At 74.3% G+C, this 26,396-nt stretch carries 28 protein-coding genes; 14 read left to right on the top strand and 14 right to left on the bottom strand.

Translation table 11 applies throughout. The features are described from left to right. The first annotated feature begins 66 nt into the window (after window positions 1-66). Complete coding sequence (locus ABTY61_RS30735) at window positions 67-852, top strand: XRE family transcriptional regulator (RefSeq protein WP_350508372.1); 786 nt, start codon at window positions 67-69, stop codon at window positions 850-852. Then, window positions 839-1,306 (top strand): NUDIX hydrolase, encoded by a 468-nt coding sequence (locus ABTY61_RS30730; RefSeq protein ID WP_350508371.1) that lies wholly within the window; start codon window positions 839-841, stop codon window positions 1,304-1,306. The genes ABTY61_RS30735 and ABTY61_RS30730 overlap by 14 nt, the downstream gene beginning before the upstream one ends. 108 nt (window positions 1,307-1,414) lie before the next feature. Here ABTY61_RS30730 and ABTY61_RS30725 read toward each other — a convergent pair whose 3' ends face one another. The 6 genes from ABTY61_RS30725 to ABTY61_RS30700 form a co-directional block, all read right to left on the bottom strand. After that, window positions 1,415-1,978 (bottom strand): hypothetical protein, encoded by a 564-nt coding sequence (locus ABTY61_RS30725; protein WP_350508370.1) that lies wholly within the window; start codon window positions 1,976-1,978, stop codon window positions 1,415-1,417. 387 nt (window positions 1,979-2,365) lie between these two features. Then, window positions 2,366-3,214 carry a helix-turn-helix domain-containing protein gene (locus ABTY61_RS30720; RefSeq protein ID WP_350508369.1) on the bottom strand — a complete coding sequence of 283 codons (849 nt, stop codon included), beginning with the start codon at window positions 3,212-3,214 and terminating at the stop codon, window positions 2,366-2,368. Window positions 3,215-3,229: 15 nt separating this feature from the next. Next, complete coding sequence (locus ABTY61_RS30715; RefSeq protein ID WP_350508368.1) at window positions 3,230-3,748, bottom strand: DUF6879 family protein; 519 nt, start codon at window positions 3,746-3,748, stop codon at window positions 3,230-3,232. Then, a complete protein-coding gene (locus tag ABTY61_RS30710) occupies window positions 3,729-3,998 on the bottom strand; it encodes a hypothetical protein (protein WP_350508367.1) in 270 nt (89 codons plus the stop codon). The genes ABTY61_RS30715 and ABTY61_RS30710 overlap by 20 nt, the downstream gene beginning before the upstream one ends. A 200-nt stretch (window positions 3,999-4,198) precedes the next feature. Then, the gene (gene ypfJ, locus ABTY61_RS30705; RefSeq protein ID WP_350508366.1) at window positions 4,199-5,104 is read right to left on the bottom strand and encodes a KPN_02809 family neutral zinc metallopeptidase; all 906 of its coding nucleotides are present in this window, start codon (window positions 5,102-5,104) and stop codon (window positions 4,199-4,201) included. A 148-nt stretch (window positions 5,105-5,252) separates the two neighbouring features. Further along, the gene (locus ABTY61_RS30700) at window positions 5,253-6,077 is read right to left on the bottom strand and encodes an MmyB family transcriptional regulator (RefSeq protein ID WP_350508412.1); all 825 of its coding nucleotides are present in this window, start codon (window positions 6,075-6,077) and stop codon (window positions 5,253-5,255) included. A gap of 291 nt (window positions 6,078-6,368) precedes the next feature. Between ABTY61_RS30700 and ABTY61_RS30695 the strand changes: the two genes are divergently transcribed. The 3 genes from ABTY61_RS30695 (at window position 6,369) to ABTY61_RS30685 (ending at window position 9,365) form a co-directional block, all read left to right on the top strand. After that, a complete protein-coding gene (locus ABTY61_RS30695; RefSeq protein WP_350508365.1) occupies window positions 6,369-7,811 on the top strand; it encodes a serine/threonine-protein kinase in 1,443 nt (480 codons plus the stop codon). Between the two features lie 31 nt (window positions 7,812-7,842). Beyond that, window positions 7,843-8,523, top strand: coding sequence for a class I SAM-dependent methyltransferase (locus tag ABTY61_RS30690; protein WP_350508364.1), 681 nt, complete (start codon window positions 7,843-7,845; stop codon window positions 8,521-8,523). Window positions 8,524-8,594: 71 nt separating this feature from the next. Beyond that, entirely contained in the window at window positions 8,595-9,365 is a 771-nt protein-coding gene (locus tag ABTY61_RS30685) for a S66 peptidase family protein (protein WP_350508363.1), read from the top strand. On the opposite strand, the gene ABTY61_RS30680 is transcribed toward ABTY61_RS30685, so the two are convergent. Then, window positions 9,324-10,538 (bottom strand): RNA-guided endonuclease InsQ/TnpB family protein, encoded by a 1,215-nt coding sequence (locus ABTY61_RS30680; RefSeq protein ID WP_350508362.1) that lies wholly within the window; start codon window positions 10,536-10,538, stop codon window positions 9,324-9,326. The two genes, ABTY61_RS30685 and ABTY61_RS30680, sit on opposite strands and share 42 nt — an antisense overlap. 52 nt (window positions 10,539-10,590) lie before the next feature. Between ABTY61_RS30680 and ABTY61_RS30675 the strand changes: the two genes are divergently transcribed. The 3 genes from ABTY61_RS30675 to ABTY61_RS30665 all read left to right on the top strand — a co-directional run bounded on the left by ABTY61_RS30675 (window position 10,591) and on the right by ABTY61_RS30665 (window position 12,839). Next, window positions 10,591-11,010, top strand: a complete 420-nt coding sequence (locus tag ABTY61_RS30675) for a hypothetical protein (protein ID WP_350508361.1) — start codon at window positions 10,591-10,593, stop codon at window positions 11,008-11,010. 112 nt (window positions 11,011-11,122) lie between these two features. Then, window positions 11,123-11,686 carry a hypothetical protein gene (locus ABTY61_RS30670; RefSeq protein WP_350508360.1) on the top strand — a complete coding sequence of 188 codons (564 nt, stop codon included), beginning with the start codon at window positions 11,123-11,125 and terminating at the stop codon, window positions 11,684-11,686. 292 nt (window positions 11,687-11,978) lie between these two features. Next, window positions 11,979-12,839 carry an NAD-dependent epimerase/dehydratase family protein gene (locus tag ABTY61_RS30665; protein ID WP_350508359.1) on the top strand — a complete coding sequence of 287 codons (861 nt, stop codon included), beginning with the start codon at window positions 11,979-11,981 and terminating at the stop codon, window positions 12,837-12,839. 198 nt (window positions 12,840-13,037) lie between these two features. Here the strand turns inward: ABTY61_RS30665 and fusA are convergent, their stop codons facing one another. The 3 genes from fusA to ABTY61_RS30650 form a co-directional block, all read right to left on the bottom strand. Further along, complete coding sequence (gene fusA, locus ABTY61_RS30660) at window positions 13,038-15,110, bottom strand: elongation factor G (RefSeq protein ID WP_350508411.1); 2,073 nt, start codon at window positions 15,108-15,110, stop codon at window positions 13,038-13,040. A 432-nt stretch (window positions 15,111-15,542) separates the two neighbouring features. Next, window positions 15,543-16,058, bottom strand: coding sequence for a hemerythrin domain-containing protein (locus ABTY61_RS30655; RefSeq protein ID WP_350508358.1), 516 nt, complete (start codon window positions 16,056-16,058; stop codon window positions 15,543-15,545). Between the two features lie 79 nt (window positions 16,059-16,137). After that, a complete protein-coding gene (locus ABTY61_RS30650; RefSeq protein WP_350508357.1) occupies window positions 16,138-17,091 on the bottom strand; it encodes a DMT family transporter in 954 nt (317 codons plus the stop codon). A 48-nt stretch (window positions 17,092-17,139) separates the two neighbouring features. On the opposite strand from ABTY61_RS30650, the gene ABTY61_RS30645 reads away from it, so the two are divergent. From ABTY61_RS30645 to ABTY61_RS30625, 5 genes are all read left to right on the top strand, one after another. Next, a complete protein-coding gene (locus ABTY61_RS30645; protein ID WP_350508356.1) occupies window positions 17,140-17,700 on the top strand; it encodes a MarR family winged helix-turn-helix transcriptional regulator in 561 nt (186 codons plus the stop codon). After that, a complete protein-coding gene (locus ABTY61_RS30640) occupies window positions 17,697-18,227 on the top strand; it encodes a DUF6328 family protein (protein WP_350508355.1) in 531 nt (176 codons plus the stop codon). Before ABTY61_RS30645 ends, ABTY61_RS30640 begins: the two co-directional genes overlap by 4 nt. A gap of 225 nt (window positions 18,228-18,452) precedes the next feature. Continuing rightward, the gene (locus ABTY61_RS30635; RefSeq protein ID WP_350508354.1) at window positions 18,453-19,058 is read left to right on the top strand and encodes an AAA family ATPase; all 606 of its coding nucleotides are present in this window, start codon (window positions 18,453-18,455) and stop codon (window positions 19,056-19,058) included. 360 nt (window positions 19,059-19,418) lie between these two features. Beyond that, entirely contained in the window at window positions 19,419-19,958 is a 540-nt protein-coding gene (locus ABTY61_RS30630; protein ID WP_502895456.1) for a P-loop nucleotide/nucleoside kinase family protein, read from the top strand. Between the two features lie 145 nt (window positions 19,959-20,103). Then, window positions 20,104-20,745: a GNAT family N-acetyltransferase gene (locus tag ABTY61_RS30625; protein WP_350508352.1), complete on the top strand. Its 642-nt coding sequence runs from the start codon at window positions 20,104-20,106 to the stop codon at window positions 20,743-20,745. Between the two features lie 30 nt (window positions 20,746-20,775). On the opposite strand, the gene ABTY61_RS30620 is transcribed toward ABTY61_RS30625, so the two are convergent. Both ABTY61_RS30620 and ABTY61_RS30615 read right to left on the bottom strand, forming a co-directional pair. Continuing rightward, window positions 20,776-21,588, bottom strand: a complete 813-nt coding sequence (locus tag ABTY61_RS30620; protein ID WP_350508351.1) for an HAD family hydrolase — start codon at window positions 21,586-21,588, stop codon at window positions 20,776-20,778. A gap of 74 nt (window positions 21,589-21,662) precedes the next feature. After that, window positions 21,663-22,022, bottom strand: coding sequence for an ArsR/SmtB family transcription factor (locus ABTY61_RS30615; protein ID WP_350508350.1), 360 nt, complete (start codon window positions 22,020-22,022; stop codon window positions 21,663-21,665). A gap of 149 nt (window positions 22,023-22,171) precedes the next feature. Between ABTY61_RS30615 and ABTY61_RS30610 the strand changes: the two genes are divergently transcribed. After that, window positions 22,172-23,428, top strand: a complete 1,257-nt coding sequence (locus tag ABTY61_RS30610) for an MFS transporter (RefSeq protein WP_350508349.1) — start codon at window positions 22,172-22,174, stop codon at window positions 23,426-23,428. A gap of 172 nt (window positions 23,429-23,600) precedes the next feature. Here the strand turns inward: ABTY61_RS30610 and pgm are convergent, their stop codons facing one another. Together pgm and ABTY61_RS30600 are read right to left on the bottom strand one after the other, a co-directional pair. Next, window positions 23,601-25,241 carry a phosphoglucomutase (alpha-D-glucose-1,6-bisphosphate-dependent) gene (gene pgm, locus ABTY61_RS30605; protein WP_350508348.1) on the bottom strand — a complete coding sequence of 547 codons (1,641 nt, stop codon included), beginning with the start codon at window positions 25,239-25,241 and terminating at the stop codon, window positions 23,601-23,603. 319 nt (window positions 25,242-25,560) lie between these two features. Next, window positions 25,561-26,352, bottom strand: coding sequence for a GNAT family N-acetyltransferase (locus tag ABTY61_RS30600; protein ID WP_350508347.1), 792 nt, complete (start codon window positions 26,350-26,352; stop codon window positions 25,561-25,563). Between the last annotated feature and the right edge of the window lie 44 nt (window positions 26,353-26,396).

Here is a 26,396-nt window from a genome sequence, read left to right as displayed (position 1 = left end):
GGACGTCATACCGCGTTTGCGGGACGTTTGGGACATCTGACTGGTAGACCTTGAAACGTCCCTAACGTGGAAGGCCAGCCGGTGAACAGCCCACTCCGTGACGCGATGGCTCGTGCCAACATGACCTCGTCCAGGCTCGCGCGTGTGTGCGGTGTCGACCCCAAGACCGTCGACCGGTGGCTCGCAAACCCTGCACGCGAGCCCCACGCCCGACACCGCGCAGCGGCCAGCCGGGCCCTCGGCGAGGAGGAATCCGTGCTCTGGCCATCCGTACAGCAGCTCGTGAAGTCGGGCCCGGATCGGGAGTTGGTGCAGATGTACCCGTACCGGTCGGCGGCGCCAGCCACGCTGTGGCGTCAGCTGATAAAGGGGGCGACCCGGGAGCTGACGTTCGCCGGGTACACCAACTACTTCCTGTGGCTGGAGCACGCAAACTTCGGGAGCCTGCTTCGGCAGAAGGCAGCAGCTGGCGTTCGGGCCCGCTTCATCCTTGGCGAGCCCGGCCATCCGGTCACCCGTCAGCGCGAGCTGGAGGAGGACGTCCCCCTGAGTTTGTCGACCCGGATCGAGGTCACGCTGTCCGAACTGGCGAAGCTGCGGGACACATCGATCGAGGCGCGATACGAGACCGCACACGTCTCACTCAGCGTCTTCCGCTTCGACGACGACATGATCGTCACGCCATTGCTGCCCGGTAGGATCGGCCACGACGCCCCGATGATGCACTTCCGGCGGGCCCAGGACGACGGTGTGTTCGATCGCTTCGCCGGTCACGTCGAGGGCATGTGGGCGACAGGACGCGATGTGTGGACGATCTCGACAACGGAGGCGGCAGAGCATGCCCAGGCGTGACTACGAGGACGATCCGGACGCCCCCGAGGCGAACTCCCTTGTCCCGGCCGCGTCCGTCGTCGTGGTCGACGGTGCGGGCCGTATCCTGCTCCAGCGCCGTACCGACAACGGGATGTGGGCCCTGCCCGGCGGCAGGATGGACATCGGTGAGTCGCTCGCCGGGTGCGGCATCCGGGAGACGCGCGAGGAGACCGGCATCGACGTCGAGATCACCGGGATCGTCGGCACCTACACCGACCCCCGGCACGTCTTCGCCTACGACGACGGGGAGGTCCGCCAGGAGTTCTCCATCTGCCTGCTCGCTCGTCCGGTCGGCGGGCAGCTGCGGGTGTCCGACGAGTCCCACGAGGTGGCCTGGTTCGCCCCGGACGAGACGGATGGGCTGCCTATGGTGGCGAGCATCCGCAAGCGACTGGCCGACTGGCGCTCCGGGGCGATCCCCGTGGTGCGCTAGCGACTGCCCTCCCCCGCCGCCTCGGTTCAACGAGGCGGCGGGGCAGCGGCGTCGGGAGCCCCGACTGCGGCGGTCACGAGCGCCCTGATCACACCGGGGACGGTGTGATCAGGGCGCGATCCGCCGGGCGTACACCCCGTCGCCGATCGGCGCGAACCCGTGGCGCTCCCAGGCCCGCCGGAGCTTGGCCATGGCCTCCTCGTCGGGCCTGCGGACCTCGGGGTCCTCGGAGGTGAAGCTGCACCGCTCGTCCGGGCCGTGGTCGTGGATCGGGGCGGGGTAGCAGATCGCCACCGTCCCCGGCACCGCCAGACGGCGGAGCGCGGTGACGGCCAGACCCATCCCCACCCCGGTGCCGCGCCACTTCGCCTTGACCTCCACCGACTCCAGCAGGAGCAGCAGGGTGGGGTGCAGCTCGGCCACCGACGTGGTCAGGTCCCCCGACTCGGTGAAGACCACCCGGGGGATCCGGTCCAGCAGCCCGGGGTCCAACTCCAGTGCCTCGCGCGGGTTCGGGGTCACGCCGGGGATCACGCGGGTGACCTCCGCCGTGCCCACTCGCTCGCCGGGCAGGTAGAACGTCACCGACCAGCGCTCGGCCTTGCGCGCCCATTTCACCTCAGCGAAGTGGCGCATCTCGTACGAGATCGCGAACCGCTCAAGAGTTTCCAAGCCCCGGCTCCTGTCTCCAACGGGGCGGGCCCCTGCGCCACCGGAGGGGCCCGCTTCGGGAACTACTTTGACGGAGGGGCGGGCGGCGTCGGCTCCGGGGCGGGGTTGCCACGGTGCTTCGGCGGGTCCTTCGGCGCACCCTTGTGCTTCATGCGGGTATCGGTGGTCATCGTGCCGTCCTCCTACTCGTCAGGGCTGTGGGGGTTGGAGACCTCGGGCGGCAATGGGGCCGGGCGGCATCCGCTGGGACTTCTCGGGCGGGTCGTGGCACATACTGATGCCTCCTCACACTGCGGCGTCGAACTCTGATTTTCAGTCAGAACAGTAGGGAGCAGGCCACGAGCACCGCCGCGAAGTTCTACGGGATTCCACGCGGGATCGCCGGGATCACCCGAGTGTCTCAACTGCAGCTGTGATCAACTCCCGTACCGCCGAACCGTGAACGGCCAGATCGGCCAGCTCGGCGAACGCCTCGGCGTACATCGTGACCTCGCTCGGCTGGGTGATCGTGAGGTATCCGGAGATCAGCTCCACGTTGACCTGGGCGGCATCGAAGATCCAGAAGCCTTCGGCCGGCCAGCGCGAGCGATCAGGGGTCATGGGTATGACTCCGAGGCTCACGTTGGGAAGTGCCCCGACGGTCGTCAGATAGTGGAGTTGGTCCCGCATCACCGCGTGCCCGCCGATGCCACAGCGCAGGACGGACTCCTCGACCAGGAACGCGAACCGCCGATCGCCCTCGAAGAGCACCCGTCGGCGCTCCATGCGCACGTCGACAGCGGCCTGTACGTCATCCGTCAACCCCCGGCGCTGCTGGATCGCCCGGAGCGCGGCCGCCGTGTACCCGGGCGTCTGGATCAACCCGGGCACCAACCACGACGAGTACGACCGGAATCGGTGCGTGCGCTCGTACAGCGGGCGCCGGGCCTCCTGGGCCTGTTTCAACCCGGCCCGCTCCATCCGCCGCCACTGCACGAACATGCCTGCCGCAGCGCGCAGCATGGCGATCAGGTCGGCCGCCCGCTCCGGCGCACCACACGCTCGGCACCAGGCCCGGATGTCGTCCTCGGACGGAGGCGTACGGGCGTTGACCAGGCGGCTGACCTTGGACGGGTACCAGCCACAGGCCACGGCCAGGTCCCGCCCGTTGAGCCCGGCGTCGCGCTGTATCTCGCGCAGCTGGTCCGCGAGGCCCTGCCGGGCGCGCTGGACGCTTGAGGATGCCGAATCGGCCATGTGCTCAGTTGCCGGTCAAAGGGGGCGGTACTCCGCGTGGGGGACGGCCCGCTCCCAGGCTTCCTCATAGGCCGCCAGGTACCGGGCGGCCAGCACCGCGTCCTCCCGAACCTCCATCCTGGCCTCGGCCCACTGGCCTTCGCCGGTGAAGTGGTGCAGGATCACCACCCGGCCGTCCATGACCCAGCCGTCCAGGCCGGGGAGCAGTAGGTCGCCCGTGCGGGAGCGTGGCAGCCATCGGACCTCCTCACCCGCCGCAACGTTGGGAAACGTCACGTCGTACTCGTACCGGATGTAGTCGGTGACCGGCTCGGAGACCACGCGCAGACGACGCATGGCGACGCCTCGGCCGGTCGCTTCGGTTACCACGTCCAGCCATGGCCGCCACCACGAACCCCGGTCGGTCGGATCGAGCCGCTTGCCCTGCTGCCAGGCGACGAACTCCGGGTCGTCCAGCATGTAGCTGTCCCGCATCTCCAGGTGCACCGCAGAGTGCTCGGCCTTCGCCAACTGCTCACGAACCGCTGTTGTCAACGCTGTTGTCCTCGTTCTCGGGCCGGGGAATGAACTGGATCATGTTCTCGGGAAGTCGGATCATGAACTCGTGGTCCGGGATGTCAGTGGTGTGACCAGGGATCGAACCGACCTCCTGGGCGGCCCGGATGTCGGCCTCACTGGCCTTGTACGACTGGATGAGCAGGTCCCCGGTCTCCGTGTCCCGCCAGATGGTCGGGGAGCCGTCGTCCGGCGTGTTCGGGTAGATCCCCAGGAACTCCAGGGCCATGTCGTCCTCCGATGTCGATCGGGTTCCGCGTGGCTCCAAGGATGCACTCGCAGGCGTTCCCCTGTCAGGCGCATCCCGTTCTGACGACCGGTAGGCCTGTCGTGGCCCGGTCGGCGGCGGGTCCGGGCGCAGGAGAGGTGAACGCCCGGGCCGTGGACGGCCCGGGGGTGTAAGGGAGTCGGTCGGGCGCGGCGGCGGGGTCAGATCCGGCCGGAGAAGGTGTCGCACTTGGTCAGGTCGCCGGTGCGGTAGCCGGTGGTGAACCAGGTCTTGCGCTGCTCGGAGGAGCCGTGGGTCCACGCCTCGGGGTTGATCCTGCCGGTGGCCTGCTTCTGGATCCGGTCGTCGCCGACCGCCGCCGCCGCGTCCAGGCCCTGGGCGATGTCCTGGTCGGTGAGGACCGAGATCAGCGGGCGGCCGGTGGAGGCCTGCGGAGTACTGGTCGCGTGGTACGCCCACACCCCCGCGTAGCAGTCCGCCTGGAGCTCCAGGCGCACCGAGGCGCTGTCGGCGCCCTGGCGGTCGCCCCCGACCTTCTGCATGGTGCCCAGCAGGTTCTGGATGTGGTGGCCGTACTCGTGGGCGACGACGTAGGACTCGGCGAACGGGCCGCCCTTGGCGCCGAACCGGCTGGACAGCTCGTCGAAGAAGCCGAGGTCGAAGTAGGCCTTCTGGTCGCCCGGGCAGTAGAACGGGCCGACCGCGGAGGTCGCCGGGCCGCAGGCGGTGGTGACCCGGTTGGTGAACAGCACCGTCTGGGCCGGCTTGTAGGCGGCCTTGGTGCGGCGCGGCAGTTCGGCGCTCCAGAACTCCTGGAGGCTGTTGGTGACCGCGGTGATCCGGCAGTCCTGGCGCTTGTTGGCGTCCACGCCCTTCGTGCAGGACTGGCGCACCTCGCTGTCGGTGCGCACCCCGGTGGTGGAGGAGCTGCTGCCGGCGCCGCCGCCGGACAGGCCCAGGAGCTGGGGGTCGACCCCGAGGACGACCGCGAACAGGACCGCGATCAGGCCCACCGCCCCGCCGCCGATGGCGACCTTCCCGCCCGGGATGCCGCGCCGGTCGTCCACCTGCGAGGTGTCGAGGTCGCCGTCGTCGTCGAACTGCATTGCCGCTGCCTGCCCGCTTCTGTCGATCTGTCGGTGTATCGGTGTGTCACCGTGTCGCGTCGGTGACGTTCTGTGCCGCCGTCCGGCCCGCCCAGCCTACGGGCAGCCGGCCCTGGGCGGCGGCAGCCGCAGCAGCACGCGAGGGACGTCACACCGCGGCGCCGACCACCCGCAGCAGCTCCAGCCGGGACGCGCTCTCGCTGCCCGCGGCGGCCGTGTGCACCAGCAGCAGCTGGTCCTGCCCTCCGGCCGCCAGCACCTCGCACTCCAGCTCCAGCTCCCCCACCACCGGGTGCAGCACCCGCTTGCGGCCGCTGCGCCGCACCGCCACCTCGTGCCGCTCCCAGCAGGCGGCGAACTCCTCCCCCGTGGCCAGGAGTTCGGCGAGCAGCTCGGCGGCCCGCCGGTCGCCCGGACGGGCCGCGTGCGCGGCGCGCAGGGACGCCACGTGGGCGCGGGCCAGCGCCTCGTGGTCCTCGGGCGGGAACAGCGCCCGGCCGGCCGGGTCGGCGAACCAGCGCAGCAGCAGGTTGCGCCGCCCCGGCACGGTGACGTCCCCGAACACGGCGGCGGCCATCGCGTTCTGCGCCAGCACGTCCCCCAGGTCGGAGACCACCTGGGCGGGTGTGTCGTGCAGGCGGTCCAGGATCAGCAGCAGCCCGGGGCGCACGTGCGCCAGCAGCCCGTGCCGGCGCGGCGGCTCGTGGCCGGCCAGGTGGAACAGGTGGTCGCGCCCGTCCTCGCCCAGCCGCAGCGCCCGGGCCAGCGCGGCCAGCAGCTGCGGCGAGGGCTGCGGGCCGCGGCGCTGCTCCAGCCGCGCGTAGTAGTCCACCGACAGGCCGGCCAGCTGCGCCACCTCCTCGCGGCGCAGCCCGGGGGTGCGGCGCCGGGCGCCGGGCGGCAGGCCGACGTCGGCGGGGGTGAGGCGGGAGCGGGAGCGGGTGAGGAAGTCGGCGAGGGCGTCACGGTCGATCATGGTGTCCAGCATGGCGGGCGCCGGGGGCGGCAGCCAGGGAGTGCCGGTCCCGGGTTCCGGCCCGGGCCGCCGAGGCCTGTCCGACAGATGATCACCTGGCCGGTTCGCGGAGGCCGGCCCTGCCCGGGACCGGCCGAGGGCCGTGGTCCGTATGTTCCGTCTGTGCAGGAGGGCACGGGCAGCCGCATTCCGATCCCGACCGAGTCGGGCCGGTGTCTGGTCCGGTCATGTCCACCCTGCGTACGCTCGAACCCGATTGCTCGTCGGCACGAGAGCCCGGGGGACACGATGGCTCAAGAGGCAGGCCCTGGCCGGCTCGTCGGGGGGAAGTACCGGCTGCTCTCCAGCCTTGGGTCGGGCGGCTTCGGCCGCGTCTGGAAGGCCCATGACGAAGTCCTGGGCGTGGACGTCGCGATCAAGGAGATCTGGCTCCCGCCCGCGCAGTTCGAGGAGGACTACGACGAGCGCCTCAAGCGCGCCGCGCGTGAGGCCCGAAGTGCCGCCAGGCTCCGCGATCACCCCAACATCGTGACCGTCCACGAAGTCGTCGTGGACGACGGCCGCCCGTGGATCGTGATGCAGCTGGTCGACGGCTGCTCGTTGGACGAATACCTCAGGCGGCGCGGCCCGTTGCCCCGTGACCTGGCACTCAAGGTGGCCAGGGCGCTCCTGGAGGCCCTCGACGCCGCTCACCGGGCCGGTATCTCGCACCGCGACGTCAAGCCGGCCAACGTCATGATGGCCTCCGACGGGAGGATCCTTCTGACCGACTTCGGGATCGCCCGCCACGAGAACGACACGGTGCTGACCGCGTCGGGGACGGTCATCGGCTCCCCGGAGTACATGGCGCCCGAGCGGATCCGGGGACGGGCCGACCTGCCGGTCAGCGACCTCTTCTCCCTCGGGGCAACGCTCTTCCAGGCCGTCGAGGGAATCTCCCCGTTCAGGAGGGAGACGTCGATGGCATCCATGTCCGCGGTGCTGATGGACGAGCCCCCACCGCTCGTGAAGGCGCGTGACCCGCTCAGAACGGTCGTCCGTCTGCTGCTGGAGAAGAAACCCGAGCGGCGGCTCGGCATTTCGACGGCTTCGGTCCTGCTTGCCGCACCTCCTCGCCCGCAGAACCCCGGTGGGCCGCAGACCGGGCACCAGGCCTTGGCGCCGAAGAAGGATCACCACCCGTTCCTGAGAGCAGCCATAGAGCTCGAGCGGCAACAACGGGTCGAGAGGCTACTGCTCAACCGACCGTCACCTGCCGCGCCGGTGGCTGCCGTGGCTGCCGTCGACACGCGCGGTACACCGCAGCAGGAGCAGAGGCCATCCGAAGGCCGAGACGGTGCGAGCGGCGTACCCGGGCGCCTGTTCGGTCTTGCGCCGAAAACCGTCCGCCAGGCGGCGAACGGAATAATAGCAGCCGCAGTCGGGCTGGCAATGGTGGTGTTTTTCGGAACCCTTCCGCAAATATTGAACGACAAGGCCTGCGAGTGGATGAAGGGCGCACTCACCAAGTATGAGCCGAATGGCTATACTACATATCAGAATCGACAGCAGGTCATCAATCAGGCGAAAGATGCCCTGGATCTCCCAGAGCTTGACTACGACATAAAATCTCACCTTGAGACATATGAAGACAGCCTGTTGAGAAATTGGTATGCCCAAGACGCTGGGGACAGTCAGGCAAGCCGGGCACGGTCGGAGGTTTTGAAGGCATGCGGTGACAAGGGGGACTAGCGCTCCGAGGAGTGCACTAGGGTCGTCCCCCGTGCCCGGATCCTCGCCGTCCTCCTCGTCGTCGTCCTCGTCGTCCTCCTCGTCGTCGGCGTACCCGCACGCGACCGCCGACGCCTACGACGCCCTGGCCGAGCGCTACGCCGACCTCGTCAAGGACGGCCTGGCCCGCCTGCCGCTGGACCGCTGCCTCGTCGACGCCTTCGCCGACCTGGTGCGCGAGGCCGGCCCCGCCGCGGTCGCCGACCTGGGCTGCGGCCCCGGCTACCTGACGGCGGCGCTGACGGAGCGGGGCCTGGACGCCTTCGGCGTCGACCTCTCCCCCGCGCTGGTCGCCATCGCCCGCCGCACCCATCCGCGGCTGCGCTTCGAGCTCGGCTCGATGGGCGCGCTGGAGGCGGGCGACGGCACGCTGGGCGGAGTGGTGTCCTGGTACTCCCTCATCCACACGCCGCCGGAGCAACTGCCCGCCTACCTCGCGGAGTTCCGCCGCGTGCTGACCCCGGGCGGGTACGCGCTGCTGGGCTTCTTCGAGTCCGAGGGCGCCCCGGTGACGCCCTTCGACCACAAGGTCACCACCGCCTACCGCTGGCCGGTCGACACCCTCGCCGCCCTGGCCCGCGAGGCCGGCCTCGCCGAGAGCGCCCGGCTGCTGCGCGAGCCCGGCGAGGGCGAGCGCTTCCGCCACGGCCGCCTGCTGCTGCGCGCGGTCTAGGGCGGGGGCCGCCGGCCCGGACGTCCGGTAAATGTGTCGCATGGTGATGCGGGTGCCGGGATACTGCGCCGGTGACCGGTTCCGCACCGCCCCAGCTGCTTCGACCGCGTGCCCTGCGGCCCGGAGACCTCGTCGTCGTCGCATCGCTGTCCGGTCCGCTGCCGGCCGCCTACGAGCCCAACGTCCAGCAGGCGGTGGCCGTGTTCGAGCGGATGGGGTTCCGCGTGCGTCGGGCGCCGCTGCTCGAAGCCGGACGCCGCCGCTGGTGGAGCGCGGCCACGCCGGCGGAGACCGCCGGGGAGCTCAACGCACTTCTGCGTGATCCCGAGGTGCGCGCGATCGTCGCGAGCGACGGCGGTCAGAGCGCGCTCGGCTACCTCGACCTGATCGACGTCGAGGCGGTCAGGGCCGACCCCAAGCCGATCCTCGGCTACAGCGACATCTCGCTGCTGCACCTGGTGCTCCACGCGCGCACGGGCCTGGTCGGGTTCCACGCCGACATGGCCGTCCCCGGCTTCGGCGGCGCCTGGCAGTGCGCGCCCGCCGCGCGCCGGGCGGAACTCGAGGAGCTCTACTCCAGGTTGCTGACCGGCACCGAGGCCATCGGCGCGCTGCCCGCCTCCCCGTCGTGGGAGTGCTGGCGTCCCGGCCGTGTCGAGGGCCCGCTGATCGGCGGGGTGATCAACCGCATCGTGCTGGCGCAGGCGACGCCTTTCGCGCTGACACCCGAACGGTTCGACGGCGCGGTGCTGTTCTGGGAGGAGGTGACTCCTCCCCGGCGTGAACGCCGGGGCTTCTCGTTACGCCGGGTTGGCGTCTCGACGGACCAGCCCGGCCCGTAGAACGTTGGTGGCTCCCACTGTGTCGGCGTGCGCGGTGTGGCCGCAGGCGACGCAGTGGAACTTTGCCTGGGTGGTCCGGTTGTCCGCGCTGGTGTGACCGCACTGCGGGCACCGGCGGGACGTGTTGCGGGGGTCCACGGCGATCACCACACGGCCGGCACTCTCAGCCTTGGCGTGCAGGATCGTCAGGAACACCCCCCATCCGGCATCGGAGATCGAGCGGTTCAGTCCGGTCTTGGCCGCCGCTCCGTTGGGCAGGAACGCGCCCGGCTCGTCGGGGTCGGGCCTGGGTCGGGCGGTGCGGACCATGTTGCGGATCGTCAGGTTCTCGTGCGCGATGAAGTCGTGCTCACGGACCAGGGCGAGGGCGGTCTTGTGTGCGTGGTCGAGCCGCTGACGGCGCACCCTGCCGTGCAGCTTCGCGACCTTGGCCACCGCCCGGCGGTGGTTGGCGGTGCGCTGGTCGCAGCGCACGCGGGGGAACTTCGCGAGGGCCTGCTGTGCGGCTTCGAGCCGGTCGGCGTTACTGCGGCCATGGCGGGGATTGGGGACGAACCCGCCGTTGGAGTCGGCGAGGAAGTTCGCTGTGCCCAGGTCGATCCCGACCACGGAGCCGGTCGCGGGCAGCGGCTCGGGCTGCTCCTGTTCGGCGGTCAGCACGACGAACCACTGACGGCCCTCACGCTTGACCGAGACAGTCCTGACCTTGCCGACCACCGCCCGGTGCCGGTGCACCTTGACGTGCCCGACACCTTGGAAGCGGACGCGGGTCACCGGGTCGTGCGGGGTGGAATCCCACCGGCAGCCGTCCCCGTCCTTCGGGAACTCCACCGTGTCGAACCAGTTCACCCCCCGGAACCGCGGGTAGCCGGGCGTCTCACCGGACTTGACCCGGCGGAAGAACGCCGCGAACGCCTTGTCCAGACGGCGAAGCGTCGCCTGCTGCGACGAGAACGACCAACGGCCCTGACGCTCCGGATCGAACGCCCGGATCTCCTTGAGCTGCGCCGACTGCATCCCGTACTTGATGCTCGTCCTCGACACGTGCCGGTAGGCGTCGCGGCGCTCCTGCAACGCCCCGTTGTAGAGGGAGCAGTGATCCCGCAGCATCTCGGAGAGTGCCTGCGCCTGGCCCACGGTGGGCCGCATGAGGAACTTGTACGCACGAATCATCCGGCCCACCCCCTTCTGGTCGATGTGATCAACATGCCACACGCCACCGACAATGCGCACTGCGCTCCGCGCCTCCGGGCCAGGGATCGCATTCCCGCCCGGCCTGAAGGCCGGGATTCCCTGCGAAGATCAAGGGATGGGCGGCCACGCGTCGTACGTGTGGAGCTACCTGCAGGTGATGCGGCACAGCGGCATCCTCGACCGGATCGCCGGCATGGTCGTGGGCGTTCCGCGCGAGATCGGCGGACTCGAGCCCGGCGCGTCCCCCACCCTGGCCGAGATCGTCCTCGACGTCCTGGGCGGGCGTGACATCCCGGTCCTGGGCAACGTCGACTTCGGGCACGCCGGCCCCAATCTGCCGATGCCGGTCGGCGTCCGCGCCGGCCTCGACGCGCGCCGGCGCACGCTGTCGCTGCTCGAACCGGCGGTAGGGCCGCGCGCGACGACGGGACCGGCCGGCCGAGCGCGGTGAGCCCGGGCGGCCGCCAACCGGGCGAACGGGCGGGGCGGGCGGCATGGCGGCGCGGCCCGCGCGGGGCCGCGGCCGGACACTGGTGGGCCCGGACGCAGGCAGGAGAGAGACCGTGGACGACCGCAGCCTCCCCAGTGCCCCGGCCCGGACGGCCGGCGCGCAGGCGGGGGTGCTGGGCACGGCGCTCGCCGGGGTGCTGGCGGTAGCCCTCGCCTCGGGTTCGTGGCAGTGGTTCTCCACCTACCTCGGCATGACGCTGCTGGCCGTGGTCTTCTCCTTCGCCGCCCCGCCGGCCCGCACGCCCGGCGCGGGGTTCGGCCACCTGCGGGGCCTGGCGGCCTACTCGCTGGTCGTCGGCCTGTGCTCGGCCCTCGTCCTGGCCCCGGCGATGCAGCGCTGGTCCTGGCTGCTGCCGATGCCGGGCACCCGCGCCCAGTGTGCGCGCCTGGGCGACTATGCGGCGCTGCAGGCGCAGGCCGCCCTCGGCGGCCTCGCCGGCCAGGGCGCCGGCGCACTGGCGTCCGCGCAGGACGACCGGAGCCGGCACGCCGTCAACGACTGCCTGGCCGCCACGACGACGCTCTGGCTGCCGGTGTACGCCTGCGGGGCGGCGCTCCTGACGGTACTCGTCGTCCACCTGGCACGCCGCGCGGCGCGCAGCGCCGACGCGGGCTGACGGCCCCGGGGCCCGCCGCCGAACTCCCCGCCCGCGCACCGGCACTGCCCCGACCCGCGGCCGGCAGGCACCCCGGAGCGGCGGCACCGCCCCCGACCCTCCGGCCCTCGGCCCGAAGGCGCCCCCGCCCCCGCCCCCGCCCCCGCCGCGCGCGGCGCGCAGCGGCGACGCGGGCCGGCGGCCTCAGCCAGGGATCGGGAGTCCCTGGATCGGCGGGTCTCTGTCGGCGCCGGGTCGGGGCGGGCACAGTGGCGGTCGTCGGAGAGAGCAACTCCTTGAAGGGGAAGAACACATGGCGAAGATCCTGGTGACGGGCGCGACCGGTTCGGTGGGGCGGCGGCTGGTGCCGCGCCTGGCCCGGTGGGCCGGGGCCGAGGGCGGCTCGGTGCGGGTGCTGGTGCGGGACGCGGCCAAGGCGCGGGCGCTGGGGCTGGAGGGGGTGGAGACGGTGGTCGGCGACCTGTGCGAACCGGGCGACCGGGCGCGGGCGCTGGAGGGCGCCGAGGTGGTGGTGAACGTCGCGGCGGCGCTGCGCGGGGTGCCGGACGAGCAGGCGTGGGCGGTGAACCGGGACGCGGCCGTCGCGCTGGGCCGGGAGGCCGCGAAGGCGGGGGTGGCCCGGTTCGTGCACACCAGCACCAACCTGGTGTACGGGCGGGGGCTGGGCCGCCCGGCCGTGGAGCAGGACCGGCCGGCCCCGCACCCGGCGTGGGGCGTGTACGCGCAGTCCAAGGCTGAGGCCGAGGCGGGGCTGCGCGAGCTGGAGGGCGAACTGCCGCTGGTGGTGGCCCGGTTGGCGTTCGTGTACGGCGAGGGGGATGCGCACCTGGCGCAGTCGCTGCACTGGGCCGCGTCCTGGCCGGCCCACCAGCGCCTGGCCGTGGTGCACCACGCGGACGTGGCGCAGGCGCTGTGGCGGGCGGTGGTGGCCCCGGGTATCGAGGGCCGCACCTACAACGTGTCGGACGACGCCCCGCTGACGGCCTGGGACCTGCACGCCCTCAACGGCCTCACCCACCCCGGGGGTTCGGGCCGGGCGGCGGAGTTCGACCCGTGGGAGGGGCAGGTGTCGACCGCGGCCGCCCGCCGGGACCTGGGCTGGCGCCCGCTGTACCCGTCGGCGTGGGTGGCGGCGCAGGCCGGGGCGCTGTGACATCCTCCCCGCCCCGGGCCCCGGCACAGGCGCCCGGAGCGGCCCTCGGCGGGGGCGCGCCGGCGGGGCGCGTCGGCGGGGGCGCGTCGGCGGGGCCGGCGGTGACGACGGCGGTGACGACGGCGTCCCGGTGGTTCTTGCGGGCAGGGCCCGGGGCCCGGCCCCGCCCCCGACCAGGGGGCAGGGCCGGGCCGCGCCTCAGCGGGCCGTCGCGCCGGCCGCCGTGGCCGTCGCGGGGGCGGGGGCGTAGCCGGCCGGGCGGGTGGTGAAGGTGCCGCGGCCCTGGGTGCGGCTGCGCAGGCGGCCCGCGTAGCCGAAGAGTTCGGCCAGCGGCACCAGCGCGCTCACCCGGGCGGTGCCGGCCGGGCCCGGGTGGGTGCCCTGGACGGTGGCGCGGCGGGCGGCGAGGTCTCCCAGCACGGTGCCGAGCGCGTCCTCGGGCACGGTGACGCCCACCTCCGCGAGCGGTTCCAGCAGGTGCAGCCGGGATGCGCGCAGCGCCTCGCGCAGGCCCTGGCGGGCGGCGGTGCGGAAGGCGAGTTCGGAGGAGTCCTTGGGGTGGGTGAGGCCGTCGGTGAGGGTGACGGCGACGCCGGTGACCGGGTGGCCGCCGAGCGGGCCCTCGGCGAGGGCGTCGCGGCAGCCGGCCTCCACGGCCTGGACGTACTCGCGCGGGACGCGTCCGCCGGTGACGGTGGAGGCGAAGGCGAAGGTGTCGGCGGCCTGGGCGTCGAGGACGTGGACGTCGAGGACGATGTGGGCGAACTGGCCGGAGCCGCCGTCCTGTTTGGCGTGCCGGTGGGTGAAGCCGGTGACGCCTTCGACCAGGGCCTCGCGCAGGGCGACCTGGGGGCGGCCGACGACGGCTTCGACGCCGGCGTCGCGGCGTACCTTCTCCACGGCGACCTCCAGGTGCAGTTCGCCCAGGCCGGACAGGGTGCGCTGGCCGGTCTCGGGGTCGGTGGCCAGGCGCAGCGAGGGGTCCTCGTCGGTGAGGCGGGCGAGGGCGGCGGTGAGCTTGTCGGTGTCGGCGGCGCGGCGGGCCTCGACGGCGACGGTGACGACGGGTTCGGCGCTCACGGGTGCCTCCAGGAGGATCGGGTGGTCGACGTCGCACAGGGTGGCGCCGACGCGGGCGTTCTTGGGGCCGATGACGGCGACGATGTCGCCGGCCAGGGCGTGGTCGGTCTCGGTGTGGCGGTCGGCCTGGACGCGCAGGATGCGGGCGATGCGCTCGGTGCGGCCGGTGGCGGCGTCGAGCAGGGTGTCGCCCTTGCGCAGGGTTCCGGCGTACAGGCGCAGGTAGGTGAGGCGGCCGGTGGGGGCGGCGGTGACCTTGAACGCCAGGGCGGCCAGGGGCTGTTCGGGGTCGGGGTGGCGCTGCTGGGTGTGGTCGGCGGCGGTCACGGGCGGGGTGTCCAGGGGTGAGGGGAGGTAGGCGACGGCGGCGTCCAGGAGGGGTTCGATGCCGCGGTTGCGGTAGGCGGAGCCGGCCAGGACGACGACGGCCTCGCCGGTGCGGGTGAGGTCGCGCAGGGCGGTGGTGAGGGTGTCGGGGGTCAGGGTGTCATGGGCGCAGAACTCCTCCAGGGCCTGGGGGTTCAGTTCGGCGACGGCTTCCTCCAGGGTGCGGCGGCGGGCGGCGGTCTCGGCCGCGAGGTGGTCGGGGACGGGGCCCTCGGCCGCGGTGCCGTCGTCGTCCCAGGTGAGGGCGCGCAGGCGGACGAGGTCGACGACGCCGGTGAAGGCGTCCTCGGTGCCGATGGGCAGGTGGACGGCGAGCGGGTGGGGGTGCAGGCGCTCGCGGATGGAGGCGACGGCGGTGTCGAGGTCGGCTCCGGCGCGGTCGAGCTTGTTGACGAAGGCGATCCGGGGCACGCCGTGGCGTTCGGCCTGGCGCCACACCGCTTCGCTCTGCGGCTCGACGCCGGCGACGGCGTCGAACACGGCGACGGCGCCGTCCAGGACGCGCAGGGAGCGTTCGACCTCGTCGGCGAAGTCGACGTGGCCGGGGGTGTCGATGAGGTTGATCCGGTGGCCGGCCCAGGCGCAGCTGACGGCGGCGGCGAAGATGGTGATGCCGCGGTCGCGTTCCTGGGGGTCGAAGTCGGTGACGGTGGTGCCGTTGTGGACTTCGCCGCGCTTGTGGGTGGTGCCGGTGAGGTAGAGGATCCGTTCGGTGACAGTGGTCTTGCCGGCGTCGACGTGGGCGAGGATGCCGAGGTTGCGGACGGCGGCGATCGCGGCGGTCGCGGCGGTCGCGGCGGTCATGGCGGTCATGGCGGTCGTGGTGGTGGTGCTCGTGTCGACGGTGTCGGTGCGCATGGCCCGGGTGCCTTTCGGGGCGGTGGAGCTACGGGTGGGCGCGCGATTGGGCACAGTGCCGCTGCCAAAATGGATGACGGTCCGTCAGATCGATGACGGCAAGGGGTCCGAGCCGGTGAGGTCGGGCGCTTTCAGGCGGCGGCGCTGTTCCGGTGCCGGCCGCGCAGCGGGCACCGGAAGGGCGAGGACACCAGGATCACCTCGTACCGCGAGGCGGGAGAGGGGGCGGCGGCGCTGTGCTTCGGCATGGCCGCTGCGCCCCCTCTCACGTCGTCTGCCCGGTCGGCACGGTCGTCTGGTCGCCCGCACCCTCGGGGGTGCGGCCGCGGTGGTGAGTCTAGGGAGTGCGGGCCGGGGTCCGCGAAGGGTTTTGCGCGGTCACGGGGCCCCCGGCTTGCGCAGGCGCAGGGCGGGGCCGCGCCGGCCCTCCACCGCGGCGCCCGTCCCGATGTGCGGCGCGGCGTCCAGGGCGGCGCCGATGGCGCGTTCCTCGTAGGCGAAGTGGGACTCCATGATGGCGGCCAGTCCGTCGAGTTCGCGTCCGATCGCGTCCACGTCCGCCTCGGGGCCGCCGAGGGCCCGTTCGGCGAGGTCGCGGACCCGGGTGAGGATGCCGGTGATCAGGCCGTGGTCCTCGACGAGCTTGGCGACGGTGGGCGCGAGGTCGGGGCGTTCCCGCACGAGGTCGGCGAACAGGCCTTGGTCCTCGCCCTGGTGATGGTTCGTCAGAGCCGTGCAGAAGGCCAGGCAGTGGGTGCGCAGCGAGTCGTCGGGAAGCGTCCGACGCCCCAGTCCCGCACGGACGCCGGCCAGGCGGCGGCGCAGTTCACCGTGGGCCTGGGAGAGTTGGAGACTGAGGGCGGCGCTTCGGCCGCTGCTGTTCGGGGAGGCCACGGGTGGGCGGTCCCTTCGGTACCGCACCTCCATGCCTGGCGCGGTCCGCCACCGGCACGCGATGCTGCCCGCCATCCGATCACGTGCCGCGCCGGCGCGGCAAGCCGGCGGGCCCGGCGGCGCCGTCGCCCTCGACCCCGGCCTCGACCCCGACCCCGGCCCCGGCCCCGGCCGTACGGGCCGTACGGGCTGTACGGGGCCGCCCGAGCAGGATCCCGGCGACCACCAGTGCCAGCCCCGCCCCCTGACGCGGGCCCAGTTCGTCGCCGTCGAGTGCGGTGCCCAGCAGCACCCCGGCCAGCGGGTTGAGCAGCCCGAGCAGGCCGACGGTGCCGGCCGGCAGGTGCCGCAGGCCCGCGAACCAGCAGGCGAAGGCCAGCGCGGTGGCCACCAGGGTGACGTAGCCGAAGGCGAGCAGGGCGGTGCCGCCGAGCCGCGGCGGGGCGCCCTCGGCGAGGAGGGCGGGCGGGAGCAGCAGCAGGCCGCCGGCGGTCAGCTGCCAGGCGGTCGCGGCCAGCGGGTCGGCGCCCTCGCGCCAGCGGGCGGCGAGGACGTAGCCGACGGAGGAGACCAGCATGGCGCCGGCCGAGGCCGCCAGGCCCCGCCGGTCGGGGGTGCCGGCGGCGCCGAGCACGGTGAGTGCGACCCCGCCCAGGCCGATCACCGCCCCGGCCAGGTGGGCGCGGTGCGGGTGTTGGCCGGCCAGTGCCCAGGCGGTGAGGAGCATGGCGAGCGGGGAGGCGGCCATGACGGTGGCGGCGGTGCTGGTGGGCAGCAGTTGGGAGGCGAGGTAGAGCAGGACGAAGAAGACGGCGGTGTTGAGCAGTCCGAGCAGGGCGCTGCGCCACCACCAGGGGCCGCGGGGGCGGCGGCGGGCGAGGGCGAGGAGCAGGAGTCCGGCGGGCAGGGCGCGCAGGGCGGCGCCCCACAGGGGGCGGTCGGCGGGCAGGTAGGCGTGGGTGACCCAGTAGTTGGCGCCCCAGGCGAGCGGGGCGAGGGCGGTCGGCAGCACCCACCGGGTATTGGCTTCCATGGAAGACAATATAGCTTCCCTGGAAGCTACCAAGGGTAGGATGTCCCCATGGAGCACCACCAGCAGCAGGACCGGGCCGGCGTCCACCCGGACCACGTCGCGCTGATCCAGGCCCAGTGGCGGCGCGAGCGCCCCGACCTCGACGTCTCCCCGCTGGCCGTGATCGGGCGCCTGCACCGCCTCGCCGACCGCCTGACCGCCGAGCTGACCCTCGTCTACCAGCGCTACGGCCTGAGCGAGGGCGAGTTCGACGTGCTCGCCGCGATGCGCCGCGCCGGCGCCCCGTACGAACGCGCCCCCGGCGAACTCGCCGCCCACACCATGGTCACCACCGGCGCGATGACCAAGCGGATCGACCGCCTGGAACGCGCCGGCCTGGTCACCCGCCGCCCCGCCGAGGACGACCGGCGCGCACGCGTGGTCGCCCTCACCGACGCGGGCCTGCGCCTGATCGACGAGGCGTTCACCGCCCACCTGCGCAACGAGCACCGCCTGCTCGCCCACCTCTCCCCCGACGAGGCCGCCGCCCTCCAGGGCCTGCTCACCGCCTGGCACCGGCGCCTGGACGCCCCCTCCCCCGCCCCCGGCGCCGCACAATGTGACGCATGAGTACCCCTCCCCCGCCCGGCCCCGGCCCCGGTCCCGACCACCCCGACGCGTCCCCGCCGCCGGGCTGGGAGAACCCGGCCGTGCGGGCCGACCGCCGCCTGGTGGAGCTGCTCCAGGAACTGCGGGTGCTGCAGACCGGCGTCCAGATCGTCTTCGCCTTCCTGCTCGGCGTCGCCTTCACCCCGCGCTTCTCCGAACTCTCCGACGCCCAGCAGGACATCTACGTCACCGTCCTGCTGCTGACCGTCGTCGCCGCCGCCGTCCTGGCCACCCCCGTCGCCCTGCACCGCGGCCTCTACCACCACCCCGGCAAGGCCCGCATCGTCGACGTCTCCGCCCGCATCGCCCAGTACGGCCTGCTGCTGCTCGCCAGCGCCCTGACCGGCGCCGTCCTGCTGGTGCTGGACGTCGTCCTCGGCCCGGCGCCGGCCGTGGCCATCACCGCCGTCATCGCGCTGATCTTCGCCGTCCTGTGGTTCGCCCTGCCCTGGGCGGTGCGCCGCGCCACCGCCCGCGAGAGGCCCTGACGCACCGCCGGCACCCACCCCGCCGGGACCGTCCACCGCCGCCCGCCCGCCCGTACCGGGTACGGACGGGCGGGCGGGCGGGCGGGCGGCGGCACCGGGACCGGACCTCGGGCCGGCTTCCGGACGCCGGGGGCCGGCCGAAAGGCGCCCGCCGGGCCGCCTCCCCCACCCCACAGAGCCCGCCGGCCCCCGGAACCGCTTACCGGCCTCCTCTAATGTGACGGTATGCACACCGACCACCGGCCCTGGGACGTCCTGCTGATCGGCGGCGCCTCCGGCCTCGGCAAGAGCCGCGCCGCCGAGCGCCTGGCCGCCGAACGCGGCGCGTTCACGGTCGAGTTCGACGACGTCGTCGCCGCCCTCCAGGCCGCCACCACCGCGGCCACCCACCCCGGACTGCACCACTTCGCCCCCTACCGCGACCCCGAACGGCAGCTGGGCGCCGACCGCGTCCTGGACCTGCAGATCGCCACCGCCCACGCCCTGGACGAGGCCCTGCTCGGCGTCGTGCGCAACCGCCTGAGCGTGGACGTGCCCGCCGTCGTCGAAGGCGACTACCTCACCCCCGCGGCCGCCGCGCGCGCCGCCGCCGAGGCCGCCGCCCACGGCCGGTGCCTGCGCGCGGTCTTCCTCCACGAGGGCGACCCGCGGCGCATCGGCGCCAACTACGCCCGCCGCGAACCCGGGGCCGGCCCCCAGGACGCCCGCGCCGCCGTCAGCGCCCGCTACTCCCACTGGCTCGCCGACCGGGCCCGCGCCCTGGGCCTGCCGGTGGTCGACTGCCGGCCCTACGACACCCTGGCCCGGCGGCTGACCGCCGCCCTGGCCTGAACCCGGCCCGGGCGGCGCAGCGCCCCGCCGCCCACCCTCCTGCGGGGCCGTCCTCGATGCCCGGGATCAGCAGGTCGGTTCCGCGCACCTCGCCCACTCCTGTCGCATCTGTCCGACGAGGGGTCAGCGGTGCGCGCCGGCGCGCAGGTTCGGGTGTGCGCGGGTGGTGGACGACGATGCGCCCGCCCTGCGGGCCCCGTGCATGGGCGCGCGGAGGACGCCCGGACGCTCCCCTCCCTCGGACAGGGGCCCGTGCGGCTGCGCGCCGCCGGGGCGGGTCGGTCCGTTCCCGGGCCCGACGGGCCCCGGGCGCCGTAGGTTTCGGGTACGAAGCCCCGACGGGCGGACGGCACGGGCGCGGTGGACGGGAGGCGGACGGTGCTGATCGTGGTGAGCGGCGGGCCGGGCAGCGGCAAGACGACGCTGGCGCACGCCCTGGCCCGGGCCGTCGGCTGCCCGGCGCTCGTCCGGGACGAGGTCAAGGAGGGCCTGCTGCACGCGGGCACCCGTACGCCCTCCCCCGACCTGGCGGTGCGCGACGCCTTCTTCGCCGTGCTGGGCGTGCTGGTGGACGCCGGGGTCAGCGTGGTCGCCGAGGCCGCCTACCAGGACCGCCTCTGGCGCCCCGGCCTGGAACCGCTCGCCGCCCGCACCCGGCTGCGCGTCGTGCACTGCCGGGTGGACCCGGACCTGGCCCGGCGCCGCATCGCCGAACGCCTGGCCGCCGGCGGCCACCGCGCCGCCCACGCCGACCGCGCCCTGCTCGCCGCCCCGCCCGGGCCGGGCAACCTGCTGGACGACTTCACCCCGCTGTCGCTGCCCGTGCCGCAGCTGCACGTGGACACCACCGACGGCTACCACCCGCCGCTGGCGGACATCGCCGCCTTCGCCGGGGCCTGAGCCGCCGGGCCCCGGCGCCCGACCCGGGCGGCCCCGCGCGGACCGGGCGCGCGGTGGCGGGGCCGGCGGCGCAGCGGGCGGCGAGCGGGCGCCGGTGCGGAGAAACGCGGGTGCGGGCGGCGGCCGGCCCCGGCACACTGTCCCGATGATCACCGACCACTGGCCGCTGAAGGGCCTGCGCGTCACCACACCCCGCCTGGAGCTGCGCCTGCCCGCCGAGGACGAGCTCTGCGAGGTCGCGGACCTCGCCGCGCGCGGCATCCACCCGCCGACCGAACGGCCCTTCCTCACCCCGTGGGGCGCGCTGCCGCCCGCCGAACGCGCCCGGCACGTCCTGCAGATGCACTGGCGGCGGATGGGGCGCTGGACGGCGCAGCGCTGGGCCCTGGACCTGGTGGCCTTCCACCAGGGGCGGCCGGTGGGCGTGCAGGACATGCGGGGCCAGGAGTTCGCGGTGCGGCGCGAGATCGCCTCCGGCTCGTGGGTGGGCATGGAGCACCAGGGCCGGGGCCTGGGCACCGAGATGCGCGCCGCGATGCTCCACCTGGCGTTCGCGGAGCTGGGCGCGGTCTCGGCGACGTCGGTGTCCTTCGCCGACAACCACTCCTCGCTGGCGGTCTCCCGCAAGCTCGGCTACCGGCTCGACGGCATCACCCGCGACGTGCTGGACGGCGAGGTCGTGGAGTCCCAGCGCCTGCGCCTGTCCCGCGACCACTGGCAGGGCCCACCCGTCCCGGTCGCCGTTACCGGCCTCACCCCCGCCTGCCGCGCCCTCTTCGGCGCCTGACCCGGCCGGCTTCCCGTGCGGCGGGCCGGGTCATCGGGGGTCGGGGACCGCGCCCGGCGGGCCGTCGTGTCCGCCGGCCGGGGCGAGGGGGTGGTCGCAGGGCCGCGGGGGCGGGGTGGGCAGGGGCGGGGTGGGCAGGGCCTGGGCGAGGGCGTGCAGGGTGTGGATCACGTGGATGCCCTCGGCGGCGGGGGCGGGGGTGGCGGCGCGGTCGAGCCAGAAGGCGTGCAGGCCGGCGGCGCGGGCGCCTTCGGCGTCGAGGGCGTAGTTGTCGCCGACGTAGGCGACTTCGTGCGGGGGCAGGCCCAGGGCGGTGCAGGCGGCGTGGAAGATGCCGGGGGCGGGTTTGGCCTCGCCGTGCTGGTCGGAGCAGACGATGACGTCGCCGAAGTGCTCGAGCAGGCCGATGGCGCGCAGTTTGCGCAGCTGGTGCTCGGTGTCGGAGTTGGAGACGATGCCCAGGCGGTAGTGGGGGGCGAGGCGGCGCAGGGCGGGTGCGGCGTCGGGGAAGGCGCTCCAGGCGGTGTCGCGGTGGGCGGCGTAGCCGGCGAACCAGGCGCCGGCCTGTTCGTCGGTGAGGTGTTCGGCGCCGTCCTGGCCGAGGCGGGCGAGGAACTGGCGGGTGCGTTCGAGCTGTTGGCCGCGGAAGGTGACCTCCCGGGCGAGGTAGCGGGCGTACTGGTGCTCCATGACGCCGCGCCACAGGCTCAGGGCCGCCTGCGGGGTGGGGAAGCGCTCCAGCAGGCCGAGGTCCCGCAGGTGGGCGAGGATGCCCGTCTCCTCCGAGCGGGTGTAGTCGAACAAGGTGTCGTCGACGTCGAAGAGCACGCCCCTGATCGGCATGGACCGTCCTTCCCGTTCTCCCTGCGGTCGCCCCAACCGTACGCGGCGGGCGGGGCCGTCCCGGGCGCGGTCCCTCAGGCCGGGACCGGGGCCGGGGGCGGGAGCAGGTCGGGGTCCGGGGCGGAGGCGAGGAGGGCGTCGAGCAGGCCGGGGAAGCGGGCGTCGAGGTCGGTGCGGCGCAGGCTGACGAAGCGGTTGCGCCCGGCGACGCGGGTGGTGGTGACGCCGGCTTCGCGCAGGACGCGCATGTGGTGGGAGACGGTCGACTTGTGGAGGTGGTCCAGGCCCAGGTCGCGGGGGGCGCAGGAGTGTTCGGCGCCGTCGGCGTAGCTGAGCAGCAGGCGCATGCGCACGGGGTCGCCGAGGGCGTGCAGGACCGTGACGAGGTCGATGTCGGCGGTGGGGGGCTGGGGCAGCCGCTCGTCGTCGGTCATGGGTCCGGCTCCGGTCCTCGGGTCCCGCCCGGGGCGGGCGGCGGCGGGAATGGTTTGACAATCATCCACCAATCCCTGATTGTTTGGCGAGCGTCAAACTGTTTTATCTCCGTCCAACAGTCAACACGATCGCCCCGGGGGGCTCCACCGTGCCCGTACGCCTGCTCCTGCTCGCCCTCGGCACCTTCGCCATGGGCACCGACTCGATGGTGGTGGCCGGCATCCTCGGCCCGGTGGCCGCCGACCTGGACGTGTCGGTGGGCGCCGCCGGCCAGCTGGTCACCGTCTTCGCGCTCGGCTACGCCCTGCTGGCCCCGCCGCTGGCCGCCGCCACCGCCCGCTGGCCGCGCCGGCACCTGCTGCTGACCGCGCTCGCCGTCTTCAGCGCCGCCAACGCCCTCAGCGCCCTCGCCCCCGACTACGGGCTGCTGCTGGCCACCCGGGTGCTGGCCGCCGCCGGCGCCGCCCTCTACACCCCCACCGCCAACGCGGTGGCCACCGCCCTGGTCGCCCCCGAGCGGCGCGGACGGGCCCTGGCCACCGTGCTGGGCGGCATGACGGCGGCCACCGCGCTGGGCGTGCCGCTGGGCACCTGGGTCGGGCGCTCCGACTGGCGGCTGACGATGTGGCTGGTCACCGCGCTCGGCCTGGCCGCACTCGCCGGACTCGCCGTCCTGCTGCGCGACCTGCCCGCCCCCGCCGCCGCCACCACCCTGGCCGCCCGCCTGGCCCCGCTGGGCGCACGCCGGGTGCTCGGCGCCGCCGCCACCACCCTCGCCTTCTTCCTGGCCTTCCAGAGCGTCTACATCTACCTCGCCACCGCCGTGGCCGGCGCCACCGGCGGCGACGCCGACAGGCTCAGCCTCATCCTGCTCACCACCGGCGTGCTGTCGGTGGCCGGCAGCTGGCTGGGCGGGCGCCTGGTCGACCGCGCCGGGGTGCGCACCGTGCTGCTGGCCGGCTCCGCCGTGGCCGCCTGCGCCTTCGCCGCGCTGCCGTGGCTGGGGCGCAGCATGCCGGGGGCGCTGGCGTACGCGGCGGTGGTGCCGCTGGCGGGGTGGGCGGTGTCGGTGGCGCTGCCGCACCGGCTGGCCTCGATCGACCCGGCGAACGCGCCGCTGCTGATCTCGCTGAACAGCAGCGCCCTGTACCTGGGGACGGCGGCCGGGGGTGTGGCGGGGTCGGCGGCGATCGCGGTGCTGGGCACCCGCTGGTTCCCGCTGGCGGCGGCGGTGCTGGCACTGGTGGCGTGCGCGACGGCGGCGGCCACCACCCGCGACCGGCGCCCGGGCGCGGGGGCGCGGGCCGGCAGCGGGACGAAGTCTCACGCTAAGGCCGAGGTTGAGACCGGAGTCCGGGTCGGGGCCGGCGCCGGGACGGGGGCCGGGGCGCCGCCCCGGGCCTGAGGCGGCGGCGCCGCGGGCCGGACGGCCGCACGCGGGGGCCTGCACCACGGGCCTGCACCACGGGCCTGCACCACGGGCCGTACGGGCGGCCCGCGCCCGACGGCCGCGGCGGGGGCCGGGGTTCGCGACCCCGGCCCCGGCCGCGCACCGGGGCGGTCGGGGCGTCGGCGCCTCAGCCCCCGAGGACCTCGCCGACCAGGGCGCGGGCCTCCTCCTGCACCCGGCCCAGGTGCCCGGCGCCCAGGAAGGACTCGGCGTAGATCTTGTACACGTCCTCCGTGCCCGAGGGCCGGGCGGCGAACCAGGCGTTGTCGGTGCACACCTTGAGGCCGCCGATGGCCGCCCCGTTGCCGGGCGCGTGGGAGAGCACCGCGGTGATCTTCTCTCCGGCCAGTTCGCCGGCCGTGACCTGCTCGGGGGCCAGGCGGGCCAGGCGGGCCTTCTGCTCGCGGTCGGCGGGGGCGTCGACGCGGGCGTAGGCGGGGGCGCCGTGACGGGCGGTCAGGTCGCGGTAGTACGCGCTGGGCGTGGCGCCGGTGACGGCGGTGATCTCGGCGGCGAGCAGGGCCAGCAGGATGCCGTCCTTGTCAGTGGTCCACACCCCGCCGTCACGGCGCAGGAAGGAGGCGCCGGCGCTCTCCTCGCCGCCGAAGGCGATGGAGCCCTCCAGCAGGCCGTCGACGAACCACTTGAAGCCGACCGGGACCTCCGTCAGGGTGCGGCCCAGGTCGGCGGCGACCCGGTCGAGCATCGAGGAGGAGACCAGGGTCTTGCCGACGGCGGCGTCCCCGGGCCAGTCGGCGCGGTGGCGGTAGAGGTAGTCGACCGCGACCGCCAGGTAGTGGTTGGGGTTCATCAGGCCGCCGTCGGGGGTGACGATGCCGTGCCGGTCGGCGTCGGCGTCGTTGCCGGTGGCGACGGCGTACTCGTCCTTGCGGCCGATCAGGGAGGCCATCGCGGCCGGGGAGGAGCAGTCCATGCGGATCCTGCCGTCCCAGTCCAGCGTCATGAACCGCCAGGTCGGGTCGGTCACCGGGTTGACGACGGTCAGGTCCAGGCGGTGGGCCTCGGCGATGCACCCCCAGTAGGCCACCGACGCCCCGCCCAGCGGGTCCGCGCCGATGCGCAGCCCCGCGGAGCGCACCGCGTCCAGGTCCAGCGCCGAGGGCAGGTCCTCGACGTAGGCGCCCAGGTAGTCGTGGCGCCCGGTGGTGGCCGCGGCCAGCGCCCGCGCGTAGGGGACCTTCTTGACCCCGCGCAGGCCCTCGCGGATCAGCTCGTTGGCGCGGTCCTGGATCCAGCCGGTGGCCTGTGAGCCGGCCGGGCCGCCGCTGGGCGGGTTGTACTTGAAGCCGCCGTCGCGCGGCGGGTTGTGCGAGGGGGTGACCACGATGCCGTCCGCCAGCGCCCGGGGGCTGCGCCGGTTGTGGGCCAGGATCGCGTGCGAGACCGCCGGGGTGGGGGTGTAGCCGTCGGCGGCGTCGATCAGCACCTGCACGCCGTTGGCGGCCAGCACCTCCAGCGCCGTCGCCTTCGCCGGCTCGGACAGCGCGTGGGTGTCCGCGCCCAGGAACAGCGGGCCCGCGACGCCCTGTTCGGCCCGGTACTCGCAGATCGCCTGCGTGGTCGCGGCGATGTGGTCCTCGTTGAAGGCCGCGTCCAGCGAGGAGCCGCGGTGCCCCGAGGTCCCGAACGCGACCCGCTGCGCCACCTCCTGGGGGTCCGGGCGCAGCGCGTAGTACGCCGTCACCAGCCGTGCCACGTCCACCAGGTCCTCGGGCTGCGCCGGCTGCCCGGCCCGTGCGTGTGCCATCCGTCCACTCCCGCCGAATCCACGAAACTCGCGTCGATACTCGCGTTACGTCCTCGCCCCGCGCTCACCGATCGTAGCCAGAACGCGACCGTGCCCCGAACCGTACGGGCGGGTCCGGGGCACGCGGGCGGGCACGGCGGGGGCTCAGGAGGCGGGCTGGGGCCGGCGGTACGCCTGGAGCGCCGGGGCGGTGGCGGTGGCCACGCACTCGGTCACCCGGTACTCGGCCCGCCCCGGGCGCGCGAACGGGCCGGTGGCCGCCGGCGCCTCGATCGCGGCCCGGCCCGGCGGGGCGGCGGGCCCGGCGGGGCGGCGGGGTTCAGCGCGAGGCCCACCAGGTGGAGGGCGAGGCGACGCTGTAGCCCAGCGACTCGTACAGCGGGCGGCCCAGCTTCGAGGCGGTGAGGGTGGCCGGCAGCTGCGCCAGGTCGGCGAGGGAGGCGCGCATGACGGCCCGGCCCACGCCGCGCGAGCGGAACGCCGGCGCCGTGGCGACCCAGTAGTGGCTGGCCAGGCCGTCGTCCACGACCCTGACGCAGGCCCCGGCGGGCGCTCCGTCCTGCCGGGCGAGGAAGACGTCCACGCCGGGGTGGGCGATCAGCGCCGCCGGGAACAGCTCGCCGGGGCGGTAGGGCTCGAAGGCGGTCAGCTCGAAGCCCTCGATCACGGCCAGCTCGGCGGCCTGGAGGTCCTCGGCCCGCTCGACCCGGACCACGTCCACGGCAGGGGCGCCGCCCGGCACGGGCGCGGACGCGGACGCGGACGCGGACACGGGCGGGCGCAGCATGACGGGCATCTGCCAGCTGCGCAGGTCCAGGTGGCTCAGGTCGGTGGAGCCGAACGGGTCCTCGGCGTTGACCGGGCCCGTGGCCCGGCGGGCCAGCTCGCTCAGCTCGGCGACCTCGCCGGCGTCGAGGTCGCTCTCCTGGATCAGGATCCGCAGGCCGGCGCGCGCGCCGCCGTCGACGGCGAGGAAGCCTCGGCGCCGGATGACCTCGTGCCCGCGGCTGAGGCCGGTGGCGGCCCAGAAGGCGGCGGAGTTGCGGGCCTGGCGCAGCGGCGCCTGGGCGAGGGACACGGGCTGGTCGGTGGCGGTGGTTCCGGTTGTCATGGTGCCTACGGTAGTGCGGAATTGACCGGACGTGCCGGGCCAAT

Source organism: Kitasatospora sp. NPDC096128 (assembly GCF_040303105.1).
In the GTDB taxonomy this organism is placed as follows: Bacteria; Actinomycetota; Actinomycetes; order Streptomycetales; family Streptomycetaceae; genus Kitasatospora.
Note: the sequence above shows the minus strand (reverse complement) of the source record. Positions and strands in the feature narration are given on the sequence as shown.

Excerpts from the sequence above, each read along its gene's own strand:
- ABTY61_RS30730 (WP_350508371.1), top strand. The coding sequence starts at position 839 with ATGCCCAGGCGTGACTACGAGGACGATCCGGACGCCCCCGAGGCGAAC.
- ABTY61_RS30720 (WP_350508369.1), bottom strand. The coding sequence starts at position 3,214 with ATGGCCGATTCGGCATCCTCAAGCGTCCAGCGCGCCCGGCAGGGCCTC.
- ABTY61_RS30710 (WP_350508367.1), bottom strand. The coding sequence starts at position 3,998 with ATGGCCCTGGAGTTCCTGGGGATCTACCCGAACACGCCGGACGACGGC.
- ypfJ (WP_350508366.1), bottom strand. The coding sequence starts at position 5,104 with ATGCAGTTCGACGACGACGGCGACCTCGACACCTCGCAGGTGGACGAC.
- ABTY61_RS30695 (WP_350508365.1), top strand. The coding sequence starts at position 6,369 with ATGGCTCAAGAGGCAGGCCCTGGCCGGCTCGTCGGGGGGAAGTACCGG.
- ABTY61_RS30680 (WP_350508362.1), bottom strand. The coding sequence starts at position 10,538 with ATGATTCGTGCGTACAAGTTCCTCATGCGGCCCACCGTGGGCCAGGCG.
- ABTY61_RS30675 (WP_350508361.1), top strand. The coding sequence starts at position 10,591 with ATGCGCACTGCGCTCCGCGCCTCCGGGCCAGGGATCGCATTCCCGCCC.
- ABTY61_RS30665 (WP_350508359.1), top strand. The coding sequence starts at position 11,979 with ATGGCGAAGATCCTGGTGACGGGCGCGACCGGTTCGGTGGGGCGGCGG.
- fusA (WP_350508411.1), bottom strand. The coding sequence starts at position 15,110 with ATGACCGCCGCGACCGCCGCGACCGCCGCGATCGCCGCCGTCCGCAAC.
- ABTY61_RS30650 (WP_350508357.1), bottom strand. The coding sequence starts at position 17,091 with ATGGAAGCCAATACCCGGTGGGTGCTGCCGACCGCCCTCGCCCCGCTC.
- ABTY61_RS30645 (WP_350508356.1), top strand. The coding sequence starts at position 17,140 with ATGGAGCACCACCAGCAGCAGGACCGGGCCGGCGTCCACCCGGACCAC.
- ABTY61_RS30640 (WP_350508355.1), top strand. The coding sequence starts at position 17,697 with ATGAGTACCCCTCCCCCGCCCGGCCCCGGCCCCGGTCCCGACCACCCC.
- ABTY61_RS30635 (WP_350508354.1), top strand. The coding sequence starts at position 18,453 with ATGCACACCGACCACCGGCCCTGGGACGTCCTGCTGATCGGCGGCGCC.
- ABTY61_RS30625 (WP_350508352.1), top strand. The coding sequence starts at position 20,104 with ATGATCACCGACCACTGGCCGCTGAAGGGCCTGCGCGTCACCACACCC.
- ABTY61_RS30620 (WP_350508351.1), bottom strand. The coding sequence starts at position 21,588 with ATGCCGATCAGGGGCGTGCTCTTCGACGTCGACGACACCTTGTTCGAC.
- ABTY61_RS30615 (WP_350508350.1), bottom strand. The coding sequence starts at position 22,022 with ATGACCGACGACGAGCGGCTGCCCCAGCCCCCCACCGCCGACATCGAC.
- pgm (WP_350508348.1), bottom strand. The coding sequence starts at position 25,241 with ATGGCACACGCACGGGCCGGGCAGCCGGCGCAGCCCGAGGACCTGGTG.
- ABTY61_RS30600 (WP_350508347.1), bottom strand. The coding sequence starts at position 26,352 with ATGACAACCGGAACCACCGCCACCGACCAGCCCGTGTCCCTCGCCCAG.